Here is a 20097-nt window from a genome sequence, read left to right as displayed (position 1 = left end):
GTCATGAAATACATTAAATTCAACGATAAACGGGTAGATTCCTTTCTTTTTATGGAGCTGTCGGATCTTGCTAAAACACTGACACGCAGCGATGAGACAGAAGTTGAATTTGCTGTGCAGTCCTATTTTGATCCCTTTACAAAAAAAGTTCATATCAGCCATTTCTGGGACAACCGTCCCCGCAAGGATATGGTGAACGGACTGAAAAGCGATGTATTTCTCCGGAGCATCGGCAGCAGCAGGCATACGGATTATCAAGCAGTAGATACTTTTGTAAAAGCTGCACAGAACCTTTCGCTTTCAAGCTTTGCCAAGCAGCTTTTCGTCATGCTTGAGGATTTGCGACTCGAGGAATCATGCAAAAAGGAAAGACCCGGCACTGTGCGTGTCTTTGCGGCAAGAAGGGAAATGTACAGGCGGTTTTTTAAAAGCCAGCTGATTATAAATCAGGAACGGACCATTTTAACAGATGCTCTTTACAGCGCATTTTATTTAAAGGCTACGTCAGGTTCTCCGCTGGAGGTTTTTCCGTCTCTAAGCAAGTCCATTGACCTTGCCGTTCCCTTTTTAGAAAGAGAGATCCTTTCTTTTTACGAGGCAAAAGAAACAGCAGACATCAGCAAAATCGTTCTCTCTGTCACAGAGGTGCTCGAGGATCTTCTTGAGGCTGATATGCTTAATATGTACTTTCATCTGCCGGTTCTTGATTATGCCGAAGCTGATGCCGTGCTGACATTTGATGAGATGAAGAGAAAATCCAAGCTCAAAAACGATGATATCCTAAAGCAGGAAAAAGAAGAAGATGATGAAGATGTCCATGAAGACAAGCTTCCAACCTGGCACCGCGAAACAAGCGAAGCAACGAAAAGTTTCCTGCAGTTCGATCTTGAGCAGGGAACGAAAACAGACCTGCTTGGCGAAGGTGTAAGGGAAGGGGATGACGGAGATCAGGCACTTGGAATGGTCCAGGGGTCATCCAAAAAGACGTCCCGAAACGATTATTCCAAGCTCGAAGCCCTGGAGAATGCAGAAAACAGAGAGGAAAAAGGCGGAATTGAAGCATTCGGCAAAGAAAACAAATATGCCTTTCCTGTTTTTACAGTCCCGGACTTGCCTTCTGCTGATGAACAGGTCTCCTACCGCGAGAAAAAGAAAATCATCGCTCCTTATCAAAAAAAATTAAAGCAAATGATTGAAAAAACACTGGAACATAAAAAAATCTCCCCAAGAAGCGATTTGCATACAGGGAGATTGAGCAAGAAACTGCTGAAGCTCCTGACCGATGATAATCCACGTCTGTTCTATAAGAAAAATCAGCCTTCAGCACAGATTGATGCTGCCTTTTGCCTGCTCGTTGACTGCTCTGCTTCTATGTTTGACAAAATGGAGCAGACGAAGCTTGGCATTACTCTTTTTCATGAAGCACTGAAATCGGTCTCTGTTGTTCATCAAGTTACCGGTTTTTGGGAAGATACAAATGAAGCCACGGAAACAAGTCAGCCAAACCACTTTAAGACGGTCATTGATTTTGGTTCGTCTCTTCAAAAAAAGAGGGGGCCGGAGATCCTCCAGCTGCAGCCGGAAGAGGATAACCGCGACGGCTATGCCATTCGCCATATGACAAAACAGCTGATGCAAAGAAGTGAGAACCAAAAATTCATGCTTGTTTTTTCAGACGGTGAACCAGCAGCTTCAGGATATGAACAGAACGGGATCATCGACACACATGAAGCGGTGCTCCAAGCCAGAAAGCGCGGAATTGAAGTAATAAATATTTTCCTTTCGAACGGCGAAATTGATGAGGGACAGCAGAAAACAATACAGAACATATACGGAAAGTTCAGCATTGTTGTTCCTGATATTGACACGCTTCCTGAAGTCTTGTTCCCTGTTTTGAAAAAATTGCTTCAAAAAAGTATTCATGCCTGAAAAAGCGTCTCGTCATGAGGCGCTTTTTAAAACATTATTATGAAATACTCAAATCTAAACAATTTTCATCCTTGTATAGAGGATCTGTTATGAAGGGAAAGCATATAAAAGAGAGAACGGTTTAAATATGAGGGTGCAATTGGCTGAAAGAAAAGAAAATTGGAAAAGATATGGGGGTTATTGTCGGATTACAGATTATTTTTTTGCCCTGAGTCGAATTTTAGGGCTGCATTCTCATGAAGAATCATTATTAATTTTTGTTTTTCACTATTATTTTAAATTTTCTTATGATACTCCTTTGATAAAACAGCCAGGGAGTGTTAAAATGGAAATGGAAGCGTTTTAATCCAAACCTATCATTCTTTGAATGAAAGGATAGTATATTACAATAATATCCATTTGGGTCTGCGCGAAAGCAGATTCACTACCATTGCTGGGGGTAATGTAAGATGTCAGGAATTACAACAAAGCGCAAGATTCGACTTGAAGATTTTCATGGCCCGAACCTTGGCTATGTCCTGGAACTGTTTGATCAGTATAAACAGGATCCGGAATCGGTTGACGCCGAATTGCGAGAAATGTTTAACGGCTGGGATGAATCACCGCAGCAGACAGCATCAGTTGCTGTTCAGGCTGAAGGGAGCGTGCCTAGTGCGGACAAGATGAAGAAGATTGCCTATGCAGTCAAGCTCGCTGATGATATCCGCACATACGGACACTTGAACGCTTCTATTTATCCTTTTGAAAACCCTGGAAAAGAGTTTCTTAAGCTGAAGGATTACGGGCTTACAGAAGCAGATCTTGAAGAAATTCCAGCGTCGATTCTGTGTGCGGATGCACCGCAGGATGTGACGAACGGACTTCAGGCAATTACTTACTTAAAAGAAGTTTATACAAAAACCATTGCGTTTGAATTTTCCCATGTTCACCGTTTTGAAGAGAAATACTGGCTGAAAAAAATGGTTGAATCAGGAGAAATCTTCAAAAGCCACACGAATGAAAAGCGCCTTTCCATTCTTCGCCGGCTCTCTGAAGTTGAAGGATTTGAAAAATTCCTTCACCGCACGTTTGTCGGACAGAAGCGGTTCTCAATTGAAGGGCTTGATATGCTTGTTCCAATGCTTGATGAACTCATTTCGGGTGCTGTTCACGCAGGCACGCACAATGTAAACATAGGGATGGCCCACAGAGGACGCCTTAACGTTCTAGCCCATGTTCTTAAAAAACCGTATGAAATTATTTTCTCTGAATTTCAGCATTCTCCGAACAAGGAGCTTGTGCCGTCAGAAGGTTCTGTAGGCATTAACTATGGCTGGAGCGGAGATGTGAAATATCATCTGGGCGCTGACAGACAGATTACAGATGAAAGCACGAAGAGAGCGAGACTGACTCTTGCAAACAACCCAAGCCATCTGGAGTATGTAGATCCTATTGTCATGGGATATACGCGTGCTGCACAGGATGACCGCAAAACAGCAGGCTACCCTGTACAGGACGAAAAAGAGTCTATGGCGATTATCATTCACGGGGATGCAGCGTTTCCTGGAGAAGGAATTGTTGCGGAAACACTGAATCTGAACTCTCTGAAAGGCTATCAGACAGGCGGATCCATTCACATTATTGCAAATAACATGATCGGCTTTACGACAGAAAGCATGGATTCCAGGTCCACCAAGTATGCAAGTGATCTTGCCAAAGGATATGAAATTCCAATCGTTCACGTTAATGCAGATGATCCGGAGGCGTGTCTTGCAGCTGTTTTAATGGCGATCGAATACCGCAAACTGTTTAACCGCGACTTCCTGATCGACCTGATCGGCTACCGCCGCTTCGGCCACAACGAGATGGATGAGCCGATGACGACGCAGCCGCAGCTTTACGAAAAAATCCGAAAGCATCCTACTGCGCGGGCTCTTTATGCGAAGAAGCTTGAAGAAGCAGGATATGCAACGAAAGAAAAAATAGAAGAAATTGATCAGCAAGTACTGGATAAATTCGATGCAGCGTACCAAAAAGTGCCTTCTAAAAAAGTCACTCAGGTACATGATATAGAACTTCCTGAAATCGTTATCAACGGGCTGCCGGCTATTGAAACAGCTGTCGAGAAAGAAGCTTTGCTCAGAATTAATGATGAACTTGTAAAATGGCCGGAAGATTTTCATGTGTTTGATAAACTTAAGCGCATTTTAGAACGCCGGGCAAACATCTTTGCAGGTGAGCAAAAGGCTGACTGGGCCCTTGCTGAAACGCTTGCTTTTGCAACGATCCTTGAAGACGGAACACCGATCCGCCTTTCAGGTCAGGATTCCGAGCGCGGCACATTCTCTCAAAGACATCTTGTCCTGCATGACAGCGAGACAGGCAATGTTTATGCGCCGCTGCATAAACTAAGTAAATCAAACGTATCATTTGCCGTTCATAATAGTCCGCTTTCTGAGGGATCTGTTCTCGGATTTGAATACGGCTACAATGTTTTTGCTCCTGAGACACTTGTGCTATGGGAAGCACAGTACGGAGATTTTGCCAATGCAGCCCAGGTCTTCTTTGACCAGTTTATCTCTGCAGGCAGAGCTAAATGGGGACAAAAATCAGGTCTTGTGATGCTTCTTCCTCACGGGTACGAAGGACAGGGGCCAGAGCATTCAAGTGCCAGACTTGAGCGCTATCTGCAGCTTGCGGCTGAAAACAACTGGACAGTTGCCAACCTGACAAGCGCAGCGCAATATTTCCATATTTTAAGAAGACAGGCAGCTCTGCTTAAGCGCGAGGAAGTGCGTCCGCTTGTGATCATGACGCCAAAGAGCCTGCTGCGTAACGCACAGACTGTTTCATCTATAGATGAGATGAGCGGCGGGGGATTCCGTTCTGTTATTGAACAGCCAGGACTCGGCCTGAACCATTCAGAAGTGAAGCGCATTGTCCTGTGCAGCGGAAAAATTGCGACAGACTTAACGGACAAACTGAACGCAATGGAAAACAAAGCTGACAGTATTCACCTTGTAAGAGTGGAAGAACTGTATCCTTTCCCGAAAAAAGAAATATCAGCCATCTTGGGCAGATATGAAGCTCTAGAAGAGATTGTATGGGTACAGGAAGAGCCTATGAACATGGGTGTATGGACATACATTGAACCGGAACTCAGAGAAGTGGCGCCAGTACAGACAAAAGTGAAATATATCGGCAGAAAGAGAAGATCTTCAACAGCAGAGGGAGATCCAAACGTTCATAAAAAAGATCAGGAACGCATCGTGACTGAAGCATTGACGTGGAAAAACGAAGGGAGAATTTGATCATGGCACAAGTAATCGTACCAGAATTAGCTGAATCCATCTCAGAAGGAACAATCGCACAATGGCTGAAACAGCCGGGAGACTACGTTGAAAAAGGGGAATATCTGGTTGAACTTGAAACCGATAAAGTAAACGTTGAACTGACAGCTGATTATTCTGGTGTGCTGAAAGATGTTGTTAAAGATTCAGGAGACACTGTTCAAGTGGGTGAAGTGATCGCTGAGATTGATGAAAACGGCGGTGCTTCTGCCAGTGATGAGCAAAAAGCTCCTGAGGCAAAACCTGAAGAGCCTAAACAAGAAGCGAAAACGGAAGAGCAGCCGAAACCTTCTGCACCTGTAAAGCAAGAACAGCAGGAAGCGAAGTCACAGCGCCCGATTGCTAGTCCGTCTGCCCGCAAGCTTGCCCGGGAAAAAGGAATTGACCTTTCCCAGGTTCCATCAGGAGATCCGCTTGGAAGATTGCGCAAGCATGATGTAGAAGCATATTCACCTGAAGCTAAGCCGCAGGCTCCAGCTGCTCCTAAATCTGAAGCTAAACCGGCAGTTACAGCAGATTCTTTTGACAAGCCGGTAGAAGTTGAGCGCATGTCAAGACGCAGACAAACAATCGCAAAACGCCTTGTGGAAGTTCAGCAGACAGCAGCCATGCTGACAACATTTAATGAAGTGGACATGACCGCTGTGATGGACATCCGCAAGCGCCGTAAAGACAAATTCTTCGAACAGCACGATGTGCGTCTTGGATTTATGTCATTCTTTACAAAGGCAGTAATCGCAGCTCTTAAAAAATACCCGCTTCTCAACGCTGAGATTCAGGGAGATCAGCTGATCCTTAAAAAATTCTATGATATCGGCATTGCAGTCTCTGCACCTGAAGGCCTTGTCGTGCCGGTTGTCCGCGACGCTGACCGCAAGTCATTCGCCCAAATTGAAGGGGATATCAGTGATCTTGCCGGTAAAGCACAGAAAAACAAGCTGACAATTGCTGACCTTTCAGGCGGTACATTTACGATTACTAACGGAGGCGTTTTCGGCTCCCTGATGTCAACACCAATTCTTAACGGACCGCAAGTTGGCATTTTGGGCATGCATAAAATTCAGCTTCGCCCTGTTGCGATCGATAAGGATACAATGGAAAACCGCCCAATGATGTACATTGCACTTTCTTACGATCACAGAATCGTTGACGGAAAAGAAGCCGTAAGCTTCCTTGCTACAATTAAAGACCTTCTAGAAGATCCAGAGTCGCTGCTGATCGAAGGTTAAGAAGAAAAGCGGAATCAGCCTGAACACTGAAAAGCCATATAGACTTCACAAAAAAGAGCATCTGCAAAAGATGCTCTTTTTGTGTTCATTCTATTCTTTCACAGGAAACCAGCCCGGTGTGTTTATTATCGCCTGCCACAGCGGATCAGGAACAACAAGACGATCTTGTGCCTGTTTATCAAGACGGGTTTCAATTTTATCTTCACGGCCTTCTTCAATCTTTTGTACCCAGTCAGGGTCGATAATCAGTTCTCTGCCTAGTGCAATAAGGGGTACCCCTGTATTCATTGCTTTAACTGCATCTTCTGGAGTGTAAATGGACCCGACACCTATTAGTGGAACACTGTCACCAACCCGTTCCTGAATAATTTCAAGACGTGAGCGGGTATCATCAATTCCTCTTCTTGGAGCTGACCAGTATTCCATTAATGAAATATGAAGATAATCAAGATTCTTCTCTTTCAGGGCATCAACAAGTGCGAGCGTATCTTCCATCGTAATCCCAGGCGTTTCAGGTTCTTCCGGAGAAAATCTGTACCCTACAAGAAAGTTCTCATCTCCAAATTCGGCGGCTGCCTTTTTAACGGAATCAACTACAGCAAGAGGAAAGGCAAGTCTCTTCTCAAGTGAACCTCCGAATTCGTCTTCGCGACGATTGCTGTGCGGCGATACGAACTGCTGAATCAGGTAACCATTTGCGCCATGGATTTCAACGCCGTCAAATCCTGCCTGGATGGCGCGGCGCGTTGATTCTCCAAAGTCATCGATGATGGAGTGGATCTCATCTATTGTTAAAGCACGGGGCACAGGCGCCTCGCCGGATGGGTGGCCCTGCTCGGCCGGCACATCGCTTGCGCTCACAACATCTCCTCCTGGAACCAGTTCAGCGGGGACCATTCGTCCTCCGTGGAAGATTTGCATGATGGCTTTTGCGCCTTTTTCTTTAATGGATTCAGCAAGCTGTTTTAAAGAAGGAATCATGTCGTCAGTGTCACTGCCGAATTCTCCTGGGAAGCCCTTTCCGCTTGGAGTCACATATGCGCATGCAGTAATGACCATTCCGGGTCCGCCTGAACGGCGGCTATAGTAATCCGTTTCTGCTTTTGTCACAGTGCCGTCTTCGTTTGAGGAAAAGTTTGTCATGGGAGCCATCACAATCCGGTTCTTTAACTGAACGCCATTCTCAAATTGAAATGGCTGAAGGAGCTGCTTATACTTTGAATTCATTATTCTCGACCTCCGTATGTTTTCGTACATCTATCATGATACTTGCGGTGGAGCACAATTTCATTAAATCTGCTCATTAGAATTTGTTTCTCCTTTTAAAATCATTCATGATAGAGAAACGGAGAGTGATCGATATGACAAAAATTGAAGTGGATATCATCCAGGGAAGAGGCACTTATTTTGACCTTGGCATGAAACAGGGAAAGATACACAGGGGATCAAAACTTTCAGAAAATCATAAAAAGAGACGCGTGAAATCTGCAAAGTCCTACAGTACAGAATTAAGCGAGGCAAAGCGCCTTATGGAATCTTTTGCTCCAGGTTTGTGGCTGGAGCTTGAAGGACTATCTGAGGGGATGGAGTGGCCTCTTGCAGATGTCATCCATGAATACAGCGGCTATCAGGGAGACTGGAAAAAGTCAGGGTGCAGCGCACTGATGCAGGATGGAATATATGCGAGAAATTACGATTATCATCCGAAAACATACGAAGGCAGGTTTTTAATCTGGCAGCCGGAAACCGCCTATGCAAGCATAGGGTTTGCGACACGGATGATCGGACGCATGGACGGTATGAATGATAAAGGTCTTGCGGTCGGCTATCATTTTGTGAACCGTCTGAAGCCTGGAGACGGGTTTATTTGCTGCAGCATTGCAAGAATGGTGCTCGATACGTGCAAATCAACCGAAGAAGCCATTTGGCTGCTGAAAGAAATACCTCACCGGCACGCATTTAATTACTCCCTCTATGACTCGTCAGGACATGCGGCTATTGCTGAAGCTTCAAGCAAAGGCGTTGAGATTAAAAAAGGACATAAGCTTGCCTGCACCAATCATTTTGAATTGGGTGATAAACGTTTTGAGAACAGGCATCGTCTTGAAGAAACGATTCAAAGAAAGAAGAGAATCGAGGGGCAATTTCATAGAGAGCTGACCCCGAGAGAAGCTTTTGCTTTTTTCAACCGTACAGATGGTGCAATATTCAAAAAAGAGTACGGCAACTGGGCTGGAACTCTTCATACAGCTGTATATGTACCTGAAACACTCCAGGTCCTTATAGGTGCAGGGGGAGACAGGGAGCCTGTTTCCATTGACTTCAAAGATTGGCTGAACGGAAGGGACAGCTTCCTGAAGAAAATAAAAGGAACAATCGAGACAGATTTAGAATTTCCCTACTAAAAAGCTTGTACATAGCGTTTGAGAGAGAGGCTGCAAAGGGTACGGTACAAGAGCAAAGAAAGTTGGGGGAATGTATATGCAGCAAGTAATTGACATGATGAACCGGAACGAGGAGCTGCTTTTTCAGAGATGGGAAGGTGAAGTAGCGAGCCCGAATTTTTTAACGGAAGAGGATAAGCGGAAAACGTTCCAGATCATCTTCAGTCAAATCAGCCAATCGGAAAACGAAGCTGTTCAGTTCTTTAAAGAGTGGATTGACAGGCACTTCAGGGAAGAAGAGTGCTTAAAGTATTTGGTCGCGTCCATTCAGCAATTTAAACGCACAATTATTGAGGCAATGGAGGATTCGGCCATCGCAGATGAGCTCTATGAGAAAACGGACAGCTGGTTTGATCCGATGATTGCCGACCTCGTGAATATTTGCACGGACTGCTGGCATGAAGCATACAGAAAACAGGACAGCATGATTAATGAGCTTTCGGCACCAATTATCCCTATTTCAAAAGACGTTTGCATCCTTCCGTTAATCGGTGCAGTTCATGATGAACGCGCTGCTGTTATTATCGAAAATCTGCTCCACAGTGTGAAAACCTATCAATGCCGTTACGTCATTATGGAGATAACAGGGGTTCCCGTTGTTGATACATATGTGGCGAATCATCTGATTCAGGCAGCTGAAGCGGTAAAACTCCTCGGTGCACAGTGCATGATTGTCGGGATCAGGCCTGAGATCGCCCAGACGCTCATCAATCTCGGTGTTTCAATGGACAGTATCCAAACATTTTCCAATTTGCAGACTGGATTACGATTTATTCAAATGAAAGAAAAATAAGGTCCTGGAAAGGGCCTTTTAGTCTGTCTATAAAGTTTACATAATAAAGTTATTGAACACTAATTCAATGGAGGGATTTATTTCTTTTTGTCGAATAAGAACACGAAATGATTTTTTAAGGGGTGTACATAATGATTACTTTTAAACAGCCGGATGTTGAGCAATTTTTGAACGTGCTTTCCATTCAGGATTTCATCGTTTCGCCAGATGCCAATCAGCTCGTGTTCAGTACAAATATTGGAGGTCATTACAATCTGTGGGCGATGGATCTTCCAAACCAATATCCATATCCACTTACCACTGTGAACCAGGCATGCGGGAGCCTTGCTTATAACAGCCGGGCGGAATTTATCCTTGCAGGCTTTGACCGGGACGGGGACGAAAATACGCAGCTTTATGCCTTGTCAAAAAAGGGAGGTGCGCAGATTCCGCTGCGCATTGCCGAAGGAGAACGCCATATGCAGCCGTTTTTTTCAAAGGACGAAACATCGCTGTATTACACTTCAACTAAAAATGGCCATGAAACAAACCTTGCAGTATACCGCTATGAAATCGAAAGTGAAAAAGAGGAACTGATGCATAAGGGCACAGATGCGCCAATTTATTTGCTTGCTGTATCACCGCAAGAAACAAGCTTTGTCTTTATAAAGAATTTCAGCAATACGTCATCTCTCCTCTATGTTAGAAAAGACGGAGAAGACATACTCGCTGCACCAGAAAGTGAAGTCTCTTATACGCAGAGTGATGCTGTCTACATATCTGAGGATGAATTCTATTTTCTGACGAACTATGAATCAGACTTTTCCTATCTGGCAAAATTCCATCTTCCGTCAAAGAGTTTTGAAAAGGTTCTGCAGCTTGAAGGGAAAGACTGCAGTACTCTGAAATATGATTCTTTTACAGGCAAGTTTTATATCATTGCAGAAAAAGGCGTCAAAGATGAGCTCTATTGTTTTGATTTGTCAGATCAGTCCTATGAGCAGCTTGACGTGCCTGCCGACCGCATCAGCAAACTGCAAATTACAAAGGAAGGCAAGCTGTTCCTCCTTGGACAGTCTGCTATTATGCCGCTGAATATCTTCAGCAGAACGCCGTCCCACTCATGGCACCAAATAACAAATCATGGTGTTCCCGGACTCTCACCGGAGGATTTGGTGAACCCGGAAACGGTTACCTATTCTTCCTTTGACGGCATGACGATTGAAGCCTCTCTTTATAGGGCACATGCGGATGTAAGCAACCACCATATGATTATCTGGCCTCATGGCGGTCCTCAATCTGCTGAGACCAATGCGTTCAGGGCTTTATTTCAATATCTTCTGAAAAGCGGCTACAGCATTTTTGCTCCCAATTTCAGAGGATCAACACGATACGGACTGTCATTTTCAAAACTGGTCGAAGGAGACTGGGGGAATGGGCCGCGATTTGACATGACAGCCGGAATTGACTGGCTGATCGGGGAAGGGCTTGCTGATAAAGAAAAAATCTTTCTGATGGGCGGAAGCTACGGCGGCTATATGGCTCTGCTGCTGCACGGACGTCACTCTGACTACTTCAAAGCGGTAGTCGATATTTTCGGGCCGAGCGATCTTTTTTCGTTTATTGAGAGTGTACCGGAATTCTGGAAGCCTGCAATGGATCAGTGGGTAGGCAATCCTGAACGCGACCGTGAAAAACTGATCGAATTTTCACCGATTACCCATATTGACGGCATGACAAAGCCTATGCTCGTGATTCAAGGGGCAAACGATCCCCGTGTTGTGAAAGCAGAGTCTGATAAGATTGTAGAGGCATTGCGGCAAAAAGGAAGAAAAACAGACTATATCGTGCTTGAAGACGAGGGGCATGGATTTTCAAAAAAAGAAAATGAGATTCTTGTATACAAAGCAATTGCTGATTTCTTGAATCAGCATCTCTAAAAGCAGGTGAATGAATGACTAGCAGAAAAATGGCGATTGTGACCGGAGCAAGCAGACAATCAGGAATCGGGGCAGCCATATGCCTGGAGCTTGCTGAGGCAGGCATTGATATCTTTTTTACTTATTACAGACCTTATGATTCCGAGCAGCCATGGGGCTCATTAGAGGAAGACATAGAAAAACTGGAAGAGAGCATTTTTCAAAAGGGAGTCCGCTGCGCCAGCATGGAGCTTGATTTAACAGATGCAGCTTCTTTTTCCATGCTGTTTGACGAGGCGGAGAGAACGCTTGGCGAGGCAGCCATTCTTATTAATAATGCAGCATACTCTGTCTTCAGCGATGCAGAAACACTTACATCAGCTATTCTGGATCGTCACTATCTCCTAAATGTGCGGGCCCCAATCATGCTTAGCACCGAGTTTGCGCGGCGATTTACAAGGGGACGGGGAGGAAGAGTGATCACCCTCACTTCCGGACAGTCGCTTGGCCCGATGCCGGGTGAGCTTGCTTATGCTGCAACAAAAGCGTGTATACCTGACATGACAAAAACGCTGGCGGCTGAAATCGGCCATAAGGGGATTACAGTCAATGCCGTGAATCCCGGTCCGACAGATACAGGGTGGATGACTGATGAAATAAAGGCTTCTCTGCTTTTGAAATTCCCGGCAGGGAGAATTGGTAAGCCACAGGATGCTGCAAGGCTTATTGCCTTTTTGGCAAGTGAGCAAAGCGAGTGGGTCACCGGCCAGACGATCCATTCAGAAGGCGGATTTATCCGATCATGAAAGAGGGGACTATCAAGATGACAGTCGTGAAGCTGACAAAAGAGCATTACAAAGAAGCAATGAAATTATCAGAATATGCTTTTCAGTACAAAGTACCTGAGGAGAAGGTGGAAGAACGGCTGGATTTGATGGATAAACATCATCAGCTGTATGGTGTTTTTTCAGGAGAAGAGCTTGCAGCAAAGCTTCATTTGCTGCCTTTAGAGGTGTATATCGGAGGACGGACAGTAAAAATGGGCGGAGTCGCCGGTGTAGCGACATATCCTGAATACCGCAGAAGCGGGTTTGTCCGGGAAATGCTGACGGACCTATTGGAGACGATGAAAAATGAAGGCTATACGATTTCCATGCTTCATCCCTTTTCCGTTCCTTTTTACCGGAAATACGGGTGGGAACTTTTCAGCAGCTATTTAAAAGCATCTTTAAAATCCGAGAGTCTTGTCATGAAAAAACAGGATCTTGGAACTGTAAAGCGTCATGCCGGAAAGGATGGCCATTCCGAAGAAATTGAGAAGGTTTATGATCAGTTCGCCTCGAGATTTACTGGCATGCTGAAAAGGGAGACAAGATGGTGGCAGCAATCCATATACAGCGACGATACCTATGCAGCAGTCTATTACAATGAAAACGGTGCGGCAGAAGGGTATCTCCTATATGCAGTGAAAGATTCCAAGATGACTGTGGAAGAATTTGTTCCGCTGACACCTTCAGCGAGAACAGGGTTATGGAATTTCATCTGCCAGCATGATTCGATGATCAAAGACCTTGAAATCACTACGTTTGAAAGTGATCCTCTTTTCTATTCACTTAAAGAGCCAAGAATTAAAGCAGAAGTGACTCCTTACTTTATGGCGAGAATTGTAGATGCAGCAGCCTTTTTAAGAAACTATGAATTTGCATCACAAGAACGAACGGTCCTCACGATCAAGGATGAATATGCTCCCTGGAACAATGGGACGTATGAGATTACTGATGGAAACGTGACGAAAACAGACGCTGATAAGGGCGAAATCAGCCTTTCCATTAATGCGCTGACAGCAGCCTTATTTGGATATATGCGGCCGTCGGATCTTTATGAAATTGGGGAAATGGAAGGCAGTGAAGAGGCAATAGCCCGTCTCGAACGGCTGATTCCGGACAGAAAAGCGTTTTTTAATGATTTCTTTTAACAGGATTGAACCGGTAATAAAGGATTCTCGTGAAATGGAGGTCAATGACGATGGCGGATAAAACATTGAGGACTTGTAAAAAGGGCCACAATTATTTTAAAAGCTCGGATTGTCCAACTTGCCCTAAATGTGAATCAGAAAGAGAGATTGAAAGTGATTTTCTTTCAAAGATAAGTGCACCTGCCAGGAGAGCTCTTGAACGCAACAGTATTACTTCACTTGAGCGCCTGTCAGAGTATAGTGAACCGGATATCTTGAAGCTGCATGGAGTCGGTCCCAGTTCAATCCCAAAGTTAAGCGGCGCATTGAAAGAGGCCGGTTTATCATTTAAGAAAACGGATTAATCCAGCAATTAAGTGAAGTCTTACAGCGTCACCAGCCTATATTGAATATAGAAATTGGGAGCCTTGAGGAAAAGGCTCCTTTTTTACTTCATTTTCAGGTAACGACTTAAAGCAAGCAGCGGAAAAATTCTGCCATAGCTGTGATAGCGAATGTAAAATTGTTTTGGCAGACCGATGCCGGTAGGATATTCATCGCATTTTTGATCAAATGGCTGCAGCAGCCGGTTAACGGCAAGCTGAACAGCCTCATGCTCTTTATCAAGAACGGTGAGAAGGGCATCAAGCGCCCACGCTGTTTGAGACGGTGTGCTGTACCCAAGAGGCACATAGGATTTTACCTCGCAGCTTCTGCAGGATTCACCAAATCCGCCATCTCTGTTTTGGATGCTCAGCAGCCAGTTTGCGGCCTTCTGAATAGACTCGTTTTTAGTAGATACACCTGCAGCTCTCATTCCTGTAATGGCTGCCCACGTCCCGTAAATGTAGCAGACTCCCCAGCGGCCATACCAGGAACCGTCTTTTTCCTGATTGCTTTTGAGCCAGCCGACCGCAGCTTTTACTGAAAGATGATTTTTTCTAAGTTCTGCAAAGGTTCCAAAATATTCAATTACGCGCCCTGTGAGGTCTGCCGTAGAAGGATCGGCTGCAGCATCAGCTGCATTTTCAAGAGGAAGCATAGCTGCCAGGGCACTGCCCGTATTCTTTTCAAAAGCAGAAAACCCGCCGTCACGGTTCTGCATGGAAAGCAGCCAGGATGTTCCTCTGTTCCAACTGGAAAAAATGAGGGGATCATACATTGCTGCAGGTGTTAACGCCCGAAGAGCTGCAGCTGTATCATCATTATCCGGATGATTTGTGTTGATGTCTGAAAATCCCCAGCCGCCAGCTTCTTTGCTGGGATTATGAACCGCCCAGTCAGCTTTTTTGATGTGCTGCCTTTTCAGCAAATAGGCAGAAGCCGCCGCAATCATCGGGTCATGACAGCTGAGACCTGCTGATTGAAGGCTGTAGTTCAGAAGGGCTGTGTCCCACAGAGTGGATGTCGAGTTTTCAAGAGTGGCAAGATCGTCCTTTTTATAGATTAGCGATTTTAATCCTGATAGGGCACGCTGGATTTGCGATGATTGTTCACTATAATCCAAAGCGAGTAATCCGTAGATCATAAAAAACGTGGCGCTTGCATAGCTGAAAAGTGTTCCGTCTGCTTCAACCCGGTCGAGGATGTATCTTTCTGCTGCCTGATATCCAGATTTATGAAGATAGGCAGGAAAGGCTGCAAGGGAGCGTATCGTCTGCAAGAAAAGGTTTGGGCCTGATCGCACATCACGGTGCAGGGACAGCCAGTCGATTGATTTGGGTTTAGATGCATAAAGGTGTGAAAAGTCAGCTGTTCCAAGTCCCTTATGGATATACTTTTTATTCATGGCGAGTATCATCGGCATAAAATGGATTCTTGCGTAGGAACTTAGCTGATACATACTTAAGGGGGAAGATGCCGGGAGCAGCAAGTAAGACAATGGAAATCTGAAATGTTTCGGCCATGGATAAAGTCCGTTAACGGCAAGCATCCATTTTGTCATAAAATGTACGTCAGACAGTCCGCCATTTGCGAGAATAAATGCTTCTGCACGCTGAAGTTGAGGGCTTGCAGCGGTGAAGTGTCCTGAAATAATCAGCGCCGTATAGGCCTGAACAGTTGCTGTCAGATTTCCGTCCTGTTCATCCTCATACAGTCTCCACATGCCGTCATCAGACTGGATTCTTAACAGCCTCCGGACAAGTTTTTCAATCAGTTGTTCATCCTGATCTCCAAGGGATCTGAGCGTAATGATCATAAACGCATCAGTCATAGGTCCGCCCTCAAAGCAGAAGCGAAAGGAACCATCCGGCCTTTGAACGCCTCTGAGCTCTGATATCCGCTTTTGCACTGCATCTTCAGTCCGTTTTAATAGGTTCATATGTTTCACCTCATCTTCATCAGCCTATTCTCGGAGAGCGAAGGTTATGACTCAGCGGGTGGCGGCACTTACATTTCTATAGTATAATGAGGTCAAAATGCGCAAAGGAGAATCACGGATGATTCATCAGGACTGGCTTAACAGAGAAACAATCAAAACGGTTACCTGCAAACATACAAACGCCGAGAAGTATATGGTCAACAGGGTGTTAACGGCGGGAAATACATATGAAGTGAAAAATGAAACAGAAGAATTTTACTTTGTTATCGACAATAATGGGAAAGTAAGCGGTTTTTACAAAGATTATTTCGAGGAAAAGTAAGAAGCGGCATCGTCTGGATTGATCAGGCGGTGTTTTTTTATTGGCTTTTAGCATGCTTGCAAAAAAAATGCCCGATGAGGCAATAAGACCTCAAGCGGGCAGGGGAGGATAACAGCATTTAACGCTGCAAATTGATCCAGACACTTTTTACTTCTGTATAGTTATCGAGCGCATACGAGCCCATTTCCCGTCCAAGACCGGATTGTTTGTAGCCTCCAAATGGAGAAGCGGCATCAAATGCGTTGTAGCAGTTAACCCAGACCGTTCCGGCTTTCAGTTTGCCTGCCACATAATGCGCGTTTGCAATGTCGCGGGTCCAGAGTCCTGCGGCCAGGCCGTATTCGCTCTGGTTGGCGCGGTTGATCACTTCATCAAGATCATCATAAGGCATAGCGGCGATAACCGGTCCGAAGATCTCTTCTCTTGCAATCGTCATTTCATCTTTCACAGCAGAGAAAATCGTTGGGGATACAAAGTATCCATTTTCGGATGGTGAGCTTCCGCCAGTCAGGATTTCGGCTCCTTCTTCGACTCCGCGCTGGATGTAGTTCAGCACGCGGTTTTGCTGTTCGTCGGAAACGAGCGGCCCGATTTGTGTTTCCGGCTCAATTCCTGCTCCCTGACGGATGTTTTTAGCGTGCGACACCATGTCTGCCACGACATTATCATAATGCTTTTTCTGAATGAAGACGCGGGAGCCTGCGCAGCAGACTTGCCCCTGGTTAAACATGACTCCAGTAAGCGCACCTGGGACTGCTGCTGACAGGTCAGCATCCGGAAGAATGATGTTTGGAGATTTCCCTCCAAGCTCAAGTGTAACGCGCTTTAACGATTTTGCCGCTTTTTCCATAATCATTTTTCCGACAGGTGTTGATCCTGTGAAAGCAATCTTGTCAACATCAGGATGCATGACAAGGGCATCTCCTGCCGTCTCGCCGAATCCAGGTACAATATTCACAACACCTTCAGGGAAACCGGCTTCTGCTATGAGCTCTGCCAGATACAGGGCAGAAAGAGGTGTTTGTTCAGCAGGCTTCAGGACCACTGTACAGCCCGTTGCAAGAGCAGCGCCAAGCTTCCACATCGCCATGAGCAGCGGGAAATTCCACGGGATGATCTGTCCGACAACCCCTAATGCTTCATGTCTTGTATAGTTGAAATATTGTCCGCTGACAGGAATCGTCTGTCCGACAATTTTTGTTGACCAGCCGGCATAATAGCGCATATGCTCAATCGCTAGCGGAACATCAGCGTTAGTTGTTTCATTAATCGGTTTTCCGTTATCTAATGTTTCAAGCTGTGCCAGTTCTTCTTTATTGGCTTCCATCAGGTCTGCAAGCTTGTACATCAATCTGCTGCGCTCAGCCGCGCTCATTTTTGACCATGGACCGCTGTCAAACGCTCTTCTTGCGGCTTTAACAGCAAGATCAATGTCGGCTTTATCCCCTTCGTACACGGAAGCGAGCGTTTCTCCGGTCGCAGGGTTAGGTGTATTAAATGTCTTTTTAGAAATGCTTTCTACAAATTCCCCGTTAATAAACAGTTTTTTCTTTCCCTGCAGAAATTTCTCCAGTTTTTCTCCAGCCTTCAGTGTAGCTTGACTCATTTCATCAGCCTCCTAAATATTTGTGGTGAAAACCTATGTAGAAAATCGTGCTGAAGACCCGCCGACAAGATGCAGGTCATTTCCTGCCATTATGTAAGCGGTTACAAATAGAATAATATATCAAAAATTCAAAATTTACAATAAATAAGGGTTTTGTATGCAAATTTTTTTAGGTTTGATAAATATAAAAAGAAGAACCGGCATCTTACCAAAAGTGCCGGTTCTTCTTTTTGAGAAATAAATAGAGCGGAAAGAGGGTTGAAAACTGTTCATATGAATCGTACTCAAACGTTTCAAAAAAACCTCTGAGCTCATCTGCATCAGCATCCTTGAAAATCCCTGATTCTTCAAGAGGGTATCTGTCTCTAAGATAGAGGTCCCACACACCATATTCAGCAAAAACATCTTCCATATTTGACCCTCCTTTTTCTACCCAGTATAAAAAAGCGGCGCCATTTATAAACATGCTGTTTCAATCTTTCTTATTAGTGGAATGAAGTAAGGCAGGCTGTGTTATTTTCTGCATAAGGGGAAATAATACTTTCAAATGTCCAAATAGCAGCACGACTACATAGTAGAAAGGATTATCATCATGATTGGAATATTGCTTGCTTTAATTCCCGCTGTTGCGTGGGGAAGTCTTGTCCTTGTGAGTGTCAAGCTCGGCGGTAATGCATACAGCCAAACACTTGGTATTACAATAGGAGCGTTTTTATTTTCCATTGTTATGTTCTTTTTTTCAACTCCTGATCTCACTCCGGTTGTCTGGTCGATTGGAATTGTCTCGGGTATTTTCTGGACGGTCGGGCAGCTGAATCAGCTTGCCAGTGTCAAGCATATCGGCGTATCCAAAACCGTGCCGATCTCAACAGGCATGCAGCTCCTGGGGACGACACTGTTCGGCGTTCTGCTCTTTAAAGAATGGGACACTAAAATGACGGTTATCCTTGGAAGCCTTGCTATCCTCCTGATCATTACGGGAGTAGTATTTACCTCCATTGGACAGAAGGATGAAGAAGGGGCCGGCAAGAGTCTGAAGCGGGGACTATTCATTTTGTTCATTTCGTCAATCGGGTATATTGGCTACGTCATCATCATCCGTTATTTTGAGATTGACGGCTGGGCAGCCATTTTGCCGCAGGCGATCGGGATGGTGCTCGCAGCCATTATTCTAACAGCGAGACACAAGCCGTTTGATAAATATGCGCTGCGGAACATTTTGACAGGATTAATGTGGGCAGCAGGAAACCTGGGACTGCTGCTCTCGCTTCCGAAAATCGGAGTTGCCACAAGCTTTTCTTTATCCCAGACAGGGATCATCATTTCCACACTTGGCGGAATCTTTCTGCTTGGTGAAAAAAAGACAAAAAAGCAGATTGTGCTTGTTATTATCGGCTGCGTGCTGATTATCGGAGGCGGAGTGCTGCTTGGCTATACAAAAAGGTAAATGGAGGAATGCAGAATGTATGAAAGCTTAAAAGGAAAAGTGGCTGCTGTTACCGGGGCATCATCCGGACTTGGAAAAGCCATTGCGCAGCGCTTTGCAAAAGAGGGCGTAAAAGTCGTTGTCAACTACTTAACAGAGGATGATAAGCCCGACCTTGTCATTGAAGAGATCAAGGCAAACGGCGGCGAGGCTTCAAAAATTCAGGGTGATGTCTCACAGGAGCATGATGTGAAGCGTATTGTCCAGTTTGCAGTCGATACTTACGGCACACTTGATATTATGGTCAATAATGCAGGAATACAAGCTGAGATTCCCACTGAAGAACTGAGCCTTGAAAACTGGAATAAAGTCATACAGACAAACCTGACAGGCTGTTTTTTAGGAAGCAGAGAAGCAATCAGGCATATGCTTGATCACAATATTAAAGGATCGGTCATCAATATGTCATCTGTGCATCAGCAGATTCCCTGGCCTCATTTTGCCCACTATGCAGCAAGCAAAGGCGGAATTAAACTTCTGACTGAAACCCTTGCACTCGAATACGCTTCATCCGGCATCCGCGTCAACAATATCGCGCCGGGAGCAATAGATACACCAATCAATGCCGAAAAATTTGCGGATCCTGAGATTAAAAAAGATGTCATTGACCTCATCCCAATGGGATACATCGGCAAACCGGAAGAAATCGCTGCCTGTGTAGCTTTCCTTGCTTCATCAGAGGCAAGCTACGTAACAGGAATCACCCTTTATGCAGACGGCGGAATGACAAAATACCCGAGCTTCCAGGCTGGAAAAGGATAAAAAAGGTGAAAGAGGGGTCAGT

17 protein-coding genes are annotated in these 20097 nt (G+C 45.1%); 13 read left to right on the top strand and 4 right to left on the bottom strand.

From position 1 onward, the window contains the following. Positions 1 to 3 precede the first annotated feature (3 nt). The 4 genes from JOJ89_RS11115 (at position 4) to odhB (ending at position 6487) form a co-directional block, all read left to right on the top strand. A complete protein-coding gene (locus JOJ89_RS11115) occupies positions 4 to 1929 on the top strand; it encodes a vWA domain-containing protein (RefSeq protein ID WP_203287389.1) in 1926 nt (641 codons plus the stop codon). A gap of 139 nt (positions 1930 to 2068) precedes the next feature. Beyond that, positions 2069 to 2275, top strand: coding sequence for a hypothetical protein (locus JOJ89_RS11110; protein ID WP_029280816.1), 207 nt, complete (start codon positions 2069 to 2071; stop codon positions 2273 to 2275). Between the two features lie 103 nt (positions 2276 to 2378). Beyond that, positions 2379 to 5219 carry a 2-oxoglutarate dehydrogenase E1 component gene (gene sucA, locus JOJ89_RS11105; protein ID WP_203287387.1) on the top strand — a complete coding sequence of 947 codons (2841 nt, stop codon included), beginning with the start codon at positions 2379 to 2381 and terminating at the stop codon, positions 5217 to 5219. A 2-nt stretch (positions 5220 to 5221) separates the two neighbouring features. Continuing rightward, positions 5222 to 6487, top strand: a complete 1266-nt coding sequence (odhB, locus tag JOJ89_RS11100; RefSeq protein WP_029566361.1) for a 2-oxoglutarate dehydrogenase complex dihydrolipoyllysine-residue succinyltransferase — start codon at positions 5222 to 5224, stop codon at positions 6485 to 6487. A gap of 90 nt (positions 6488 to 6577) precedes the next feature. Here odhB and JOJ89_RS11095 read toward each other — a convergent pair whose 3' ends face one another. Beyond that, complete coding sequence (locus tag JOJ89_RS11095; RefSeq protein ID WP_203287384.1) at positions 6578 to 7714, bottom strand: NADH-dependent flavin oxidoreductase; 1137 nt, start codon at positions 7712 to 7714, stop codon at positions 6578 to 6580. 134 nt (positions 7715 to 7848) lie between these two features. On the opposite strand from JOJ89_RS11095, the gene JOJ89_RS11090 reads away from it, so the two are divergent. The 6 genes from JOJ89_RS11090 to JOJ89_RS11065 all read left to right on the top strand — a co-directional run bounded on the left by JOJ89_RS11090 (position 7849) and on the right by JOJ89_RS11065 (position 13941). After that, entirely contained in the window at positions 7849 to 8892 is a 1044-nt protein-coding gene (locus tag JOJ89_RS11090; RefSeq protein ID WP_203287382.1) for a C45 family autoproteolytic acyltransferase/hydrolase, read from the top strand. Positions 8893 to 8968: 76 nt separating this feature from the next. Beyond that, positions 8969 to 9724 carry an STAS domain-containing protein gene (locus tag JOJ89_RS11085; protein WP_203287380.1) on the top strand — a complete coding sequence of 252 codons (756 nt, stop codon included), beginning with the start codon at positions 8969 to 8971 and terminating at the stop codon, positions 9722 to 9724. Between the two features lie 131 nt (positions 9725 to 9855). After that, complete coding sequence (locus JOJ89_RS11080) at positions 9856 to 11643, top strand: S9 family peptidase (protein WP_029566356.1); 1788 nt, start codon at positions 9856 to 9858, stop codon at positions 11641 to 11643. A 14-nt stretch (positions 11644 to 11657) separates the two neighbouring features. Further along, positions 11658 to 12428: an SDR family oxidoreductase gene (locus tag JOJ89_RS11075; RefSeq protein ID WP_203287378.1), complete on the top strand. Its 771-nt coding sequence runs from the start codon at positions 11658 to 11660 to the stop codon at positions 12426 to 12428. 17 nt (positions 12429 to 12445) lie between these two features. Then, a complete protein-coding gene (locus JOJ89_RS11070; RefSeq protein ID WP_029280826.1) occupies positions 12446 to 13597 on the top strand; it encodes a GNAT family N-acetyltransferase in 1152 nt (383 codons plus the stop codon). Positions 13598 to 13641: 44 nt separating this feature from the next. Beyond that, positions 13642 to 13941 (top strand): RNA polymerase alpha subunit C-terminal domain-containing protein, encoded by a 300-nt coding sequence (locus tag JOJ89_RS11065; protein WP_029280827.1) that lies wholly within the window; start codon positions 13642 to 13644, stop codon positions 13939 to 13941. Positions 13942 to 14024: 83 nt separating this feature from the next. Here JOJ89_RS11065 and JOJ89_RS11060 read toward each other — a convergent pair whose 3' ends face one another. Continuing rightward, on the bottom strand, positions 14025 to 15899 hold the full coding sequence (locus JOJ89_RS11060; protein WP_203287376.1) for a terpene cyclase/mutase family protein: 1875 nt from the start codon (positions 15897 to 15899) through the stop codon (positions 14025 to 14027). Positions 15900 to 16017: 118 nt separating this feature from the next. On the opposite strand from JOJ89_RS11060, the gene JOJ89_RS11055 reads away from it, so the two are divergent. Next, entirely contained in the window at positions 16018 to 16221 is a 204-nt protein-coding gene (locus tag JOJ89_RS11055; protein ID WP_029280830.1) for a DUF6501 family protein, read from the top strand. Positions 16222 to 16339: 118 nt separating this feature from the next. Here the strand turns inward: JOJ89_RS11055 and JOJ89_RS11050 are convergent, their stop codons facing one another. Continuing rightward, positions 16340 to 17827: an aldehyde dehydrogenase family protein gene (locus JOJ89_RS11050; RefSeq protein ID WP_029280831.1), complete on the bottom strand. Its 1488-nt coding sequence runs from the start codon at positions 17825 to 17827 to the stop codon at positions 16340 to 16342. Positions 17828 to 18032: 205 nt separating this feature from the next. Then, positions 18033 to 18239, bottom strand: coding sequence for a hypothetical protein (locus tag JOJ89_RS11045; RefSeq protein ID WP_029280832.1), 207 nt, complete (start codon positions 18237 to 18239; stop codon positions 18033 to 18035). Between the two features lie 183 nt (positions 18240 to 18422). Here JOJ89_RS11045 and JOJ89_RS11040 point away from each other — a divergent pair, with 183 nt between their 5' ends. Next, complete coding sequence (locus JOJ89_RS11040; RefSeq protein ID WP_029280833.1) at positions 18423 to 19274, top strand: GRP family sugar transporter; 852 nt, start codon at positions 18423 to 18425, stop codon at positions 19272 to 19274. A 15-nt stretch (positions 19275 to 19289) separates the two neighbouring features. Further along, positions 19290 to 20075 (top strand): glucose-1-dehydrogenase, encoded by a 786-nt coding sequence (locus tag JOJ89_RS11035; RefSeq protein WP_029280834.1) that lies wholly within the window; start codon positions 19290 to 19292, stop codon positions 20073 to 20075. Positions 20076 to 20097 lie beyond the last annotated feature (22 nt).

Origin of the sequence: Metabacillus sp. cB07, from assembly GCF_016839225.1 — a bacterium.
GTDB lineage: Bacteria > Bacillota > Bacilli > Bacillales > Bacillaceae > Bacillus_P > Bacillus_P indicus.
The sequence above is the reverse complement of the archived record's forward strand: the minus strand, read 5'-3'. Positions and strand labels throughout refer to the sequence as shown.

Excerpts from the sequence above, each read along its gene's own strand:
- JOJ89_RS11115 (WP_203287389.1), top strand. The coding sequence starts at position 4 with ATGAAATACATTAAATTCAACGATAAACGGGTAGATTCCTTTCTTTTT.
- sucA (WP_203287387.1), top strand. The coding sequence starts at position 2,379 with ATGTCAGGAATTACAACAAAGCGCAAGATTCGACTTGAAGATTTTCAT.
- odhB (WP_029566361.1), top strand. The coding sequence starts at position 5,222 with ATGGCACAAGTAATCGTACCAGAATTAGCTGAATCCATCTCAGAAGGA.
- JOJ89_RS11095 (WP_203287384.1), bottom strand. The coding sequence starts at position 7,714 with ATGAATTCAAAGTATAAGCAGCTCCTTCAGCCATTTCAATTTGAGAAT.
- JOJ89_RS11090 (WP_203287382.1), top strand. The coding sequence starts at position 7,849 with ATGACAAAAATTGAAGTGGATATCATCCAGGGAAGAGGCACTTATTTT.
- JOJ89_RS11085 (WP_203287380.1), top strand. The coding sequence starts at position 8,969 with ATGCAGCAAGTAATTGACATGATGAACCGGAACGAGGAGCTGCTTTTT.
- JOJ89_RS11080 (WP_029566356.1), top strand. The coding sequence starts at position 9,856 with ATGATTACTTTTAAACAGCCGGATGTTGAGCAATTTTTGAACGTGCTT.
- JOJ89_RS11075 (WP_203287378.1), top strand. The coding sequence starts at position 11,658 with ATGACTAGCAGAAAAATGGCGATTGTGACCGGAGCAAGCAGACAATCA.
- JOJ89_RS11070 (WP_029280826.1), top strand. The coding sequence starts at position 12,446 with ATGACAGTCGTGAAGCTGACAAAAGAGCATTACAAAGAAGCAATGAAA.
- JOJ89_RS11065 (WP_029280827.1), top strand. The coding sequence starts at position 13,642 with ATGACGATGGCGGATAAAACATTGAGGACTTGTAAAAAGGGCCACAAT.
- JOJ89_RS11060 (WP_203287376.1), bottom strand. The coding sequence starts at position 15,899 with ATGAACCTATTAAAACGGACTGAAGATGCAGTGCAAAAGCGGATATCA.
- JOJ89_RS11055 (WP_029280830.1), top strand. The coding sequence starts at position 16,018 with ATGATTCATCAGGACTGGCTTAACAGAGAAACAATCAAAACGGTTACC.
- JOJ89_RS11050 (WP_029280831.1), bottom strand. The coding sequence starts at position 17,827 with ATGAGTCAAGCTACACTGAAGGCTGGAGAAAAACTGGAGAAATTTCTG.
- JOJ89_RS11045 (WP_029280832.1), bottom strand. The coding sequence starts at position 18,239 with ATGGAAGATGTTTTTGCTGAATATGGTGTGTGGGACCTCTATCTTAGA.
- JOJ89_RS11035 (WP_029280834.1), top strand. The coding sequence starts at position 19,290 with ATGTATGAAAGCTTAAAAGGAAAAGTGGCTGCTGTTACCGGGGCATCA.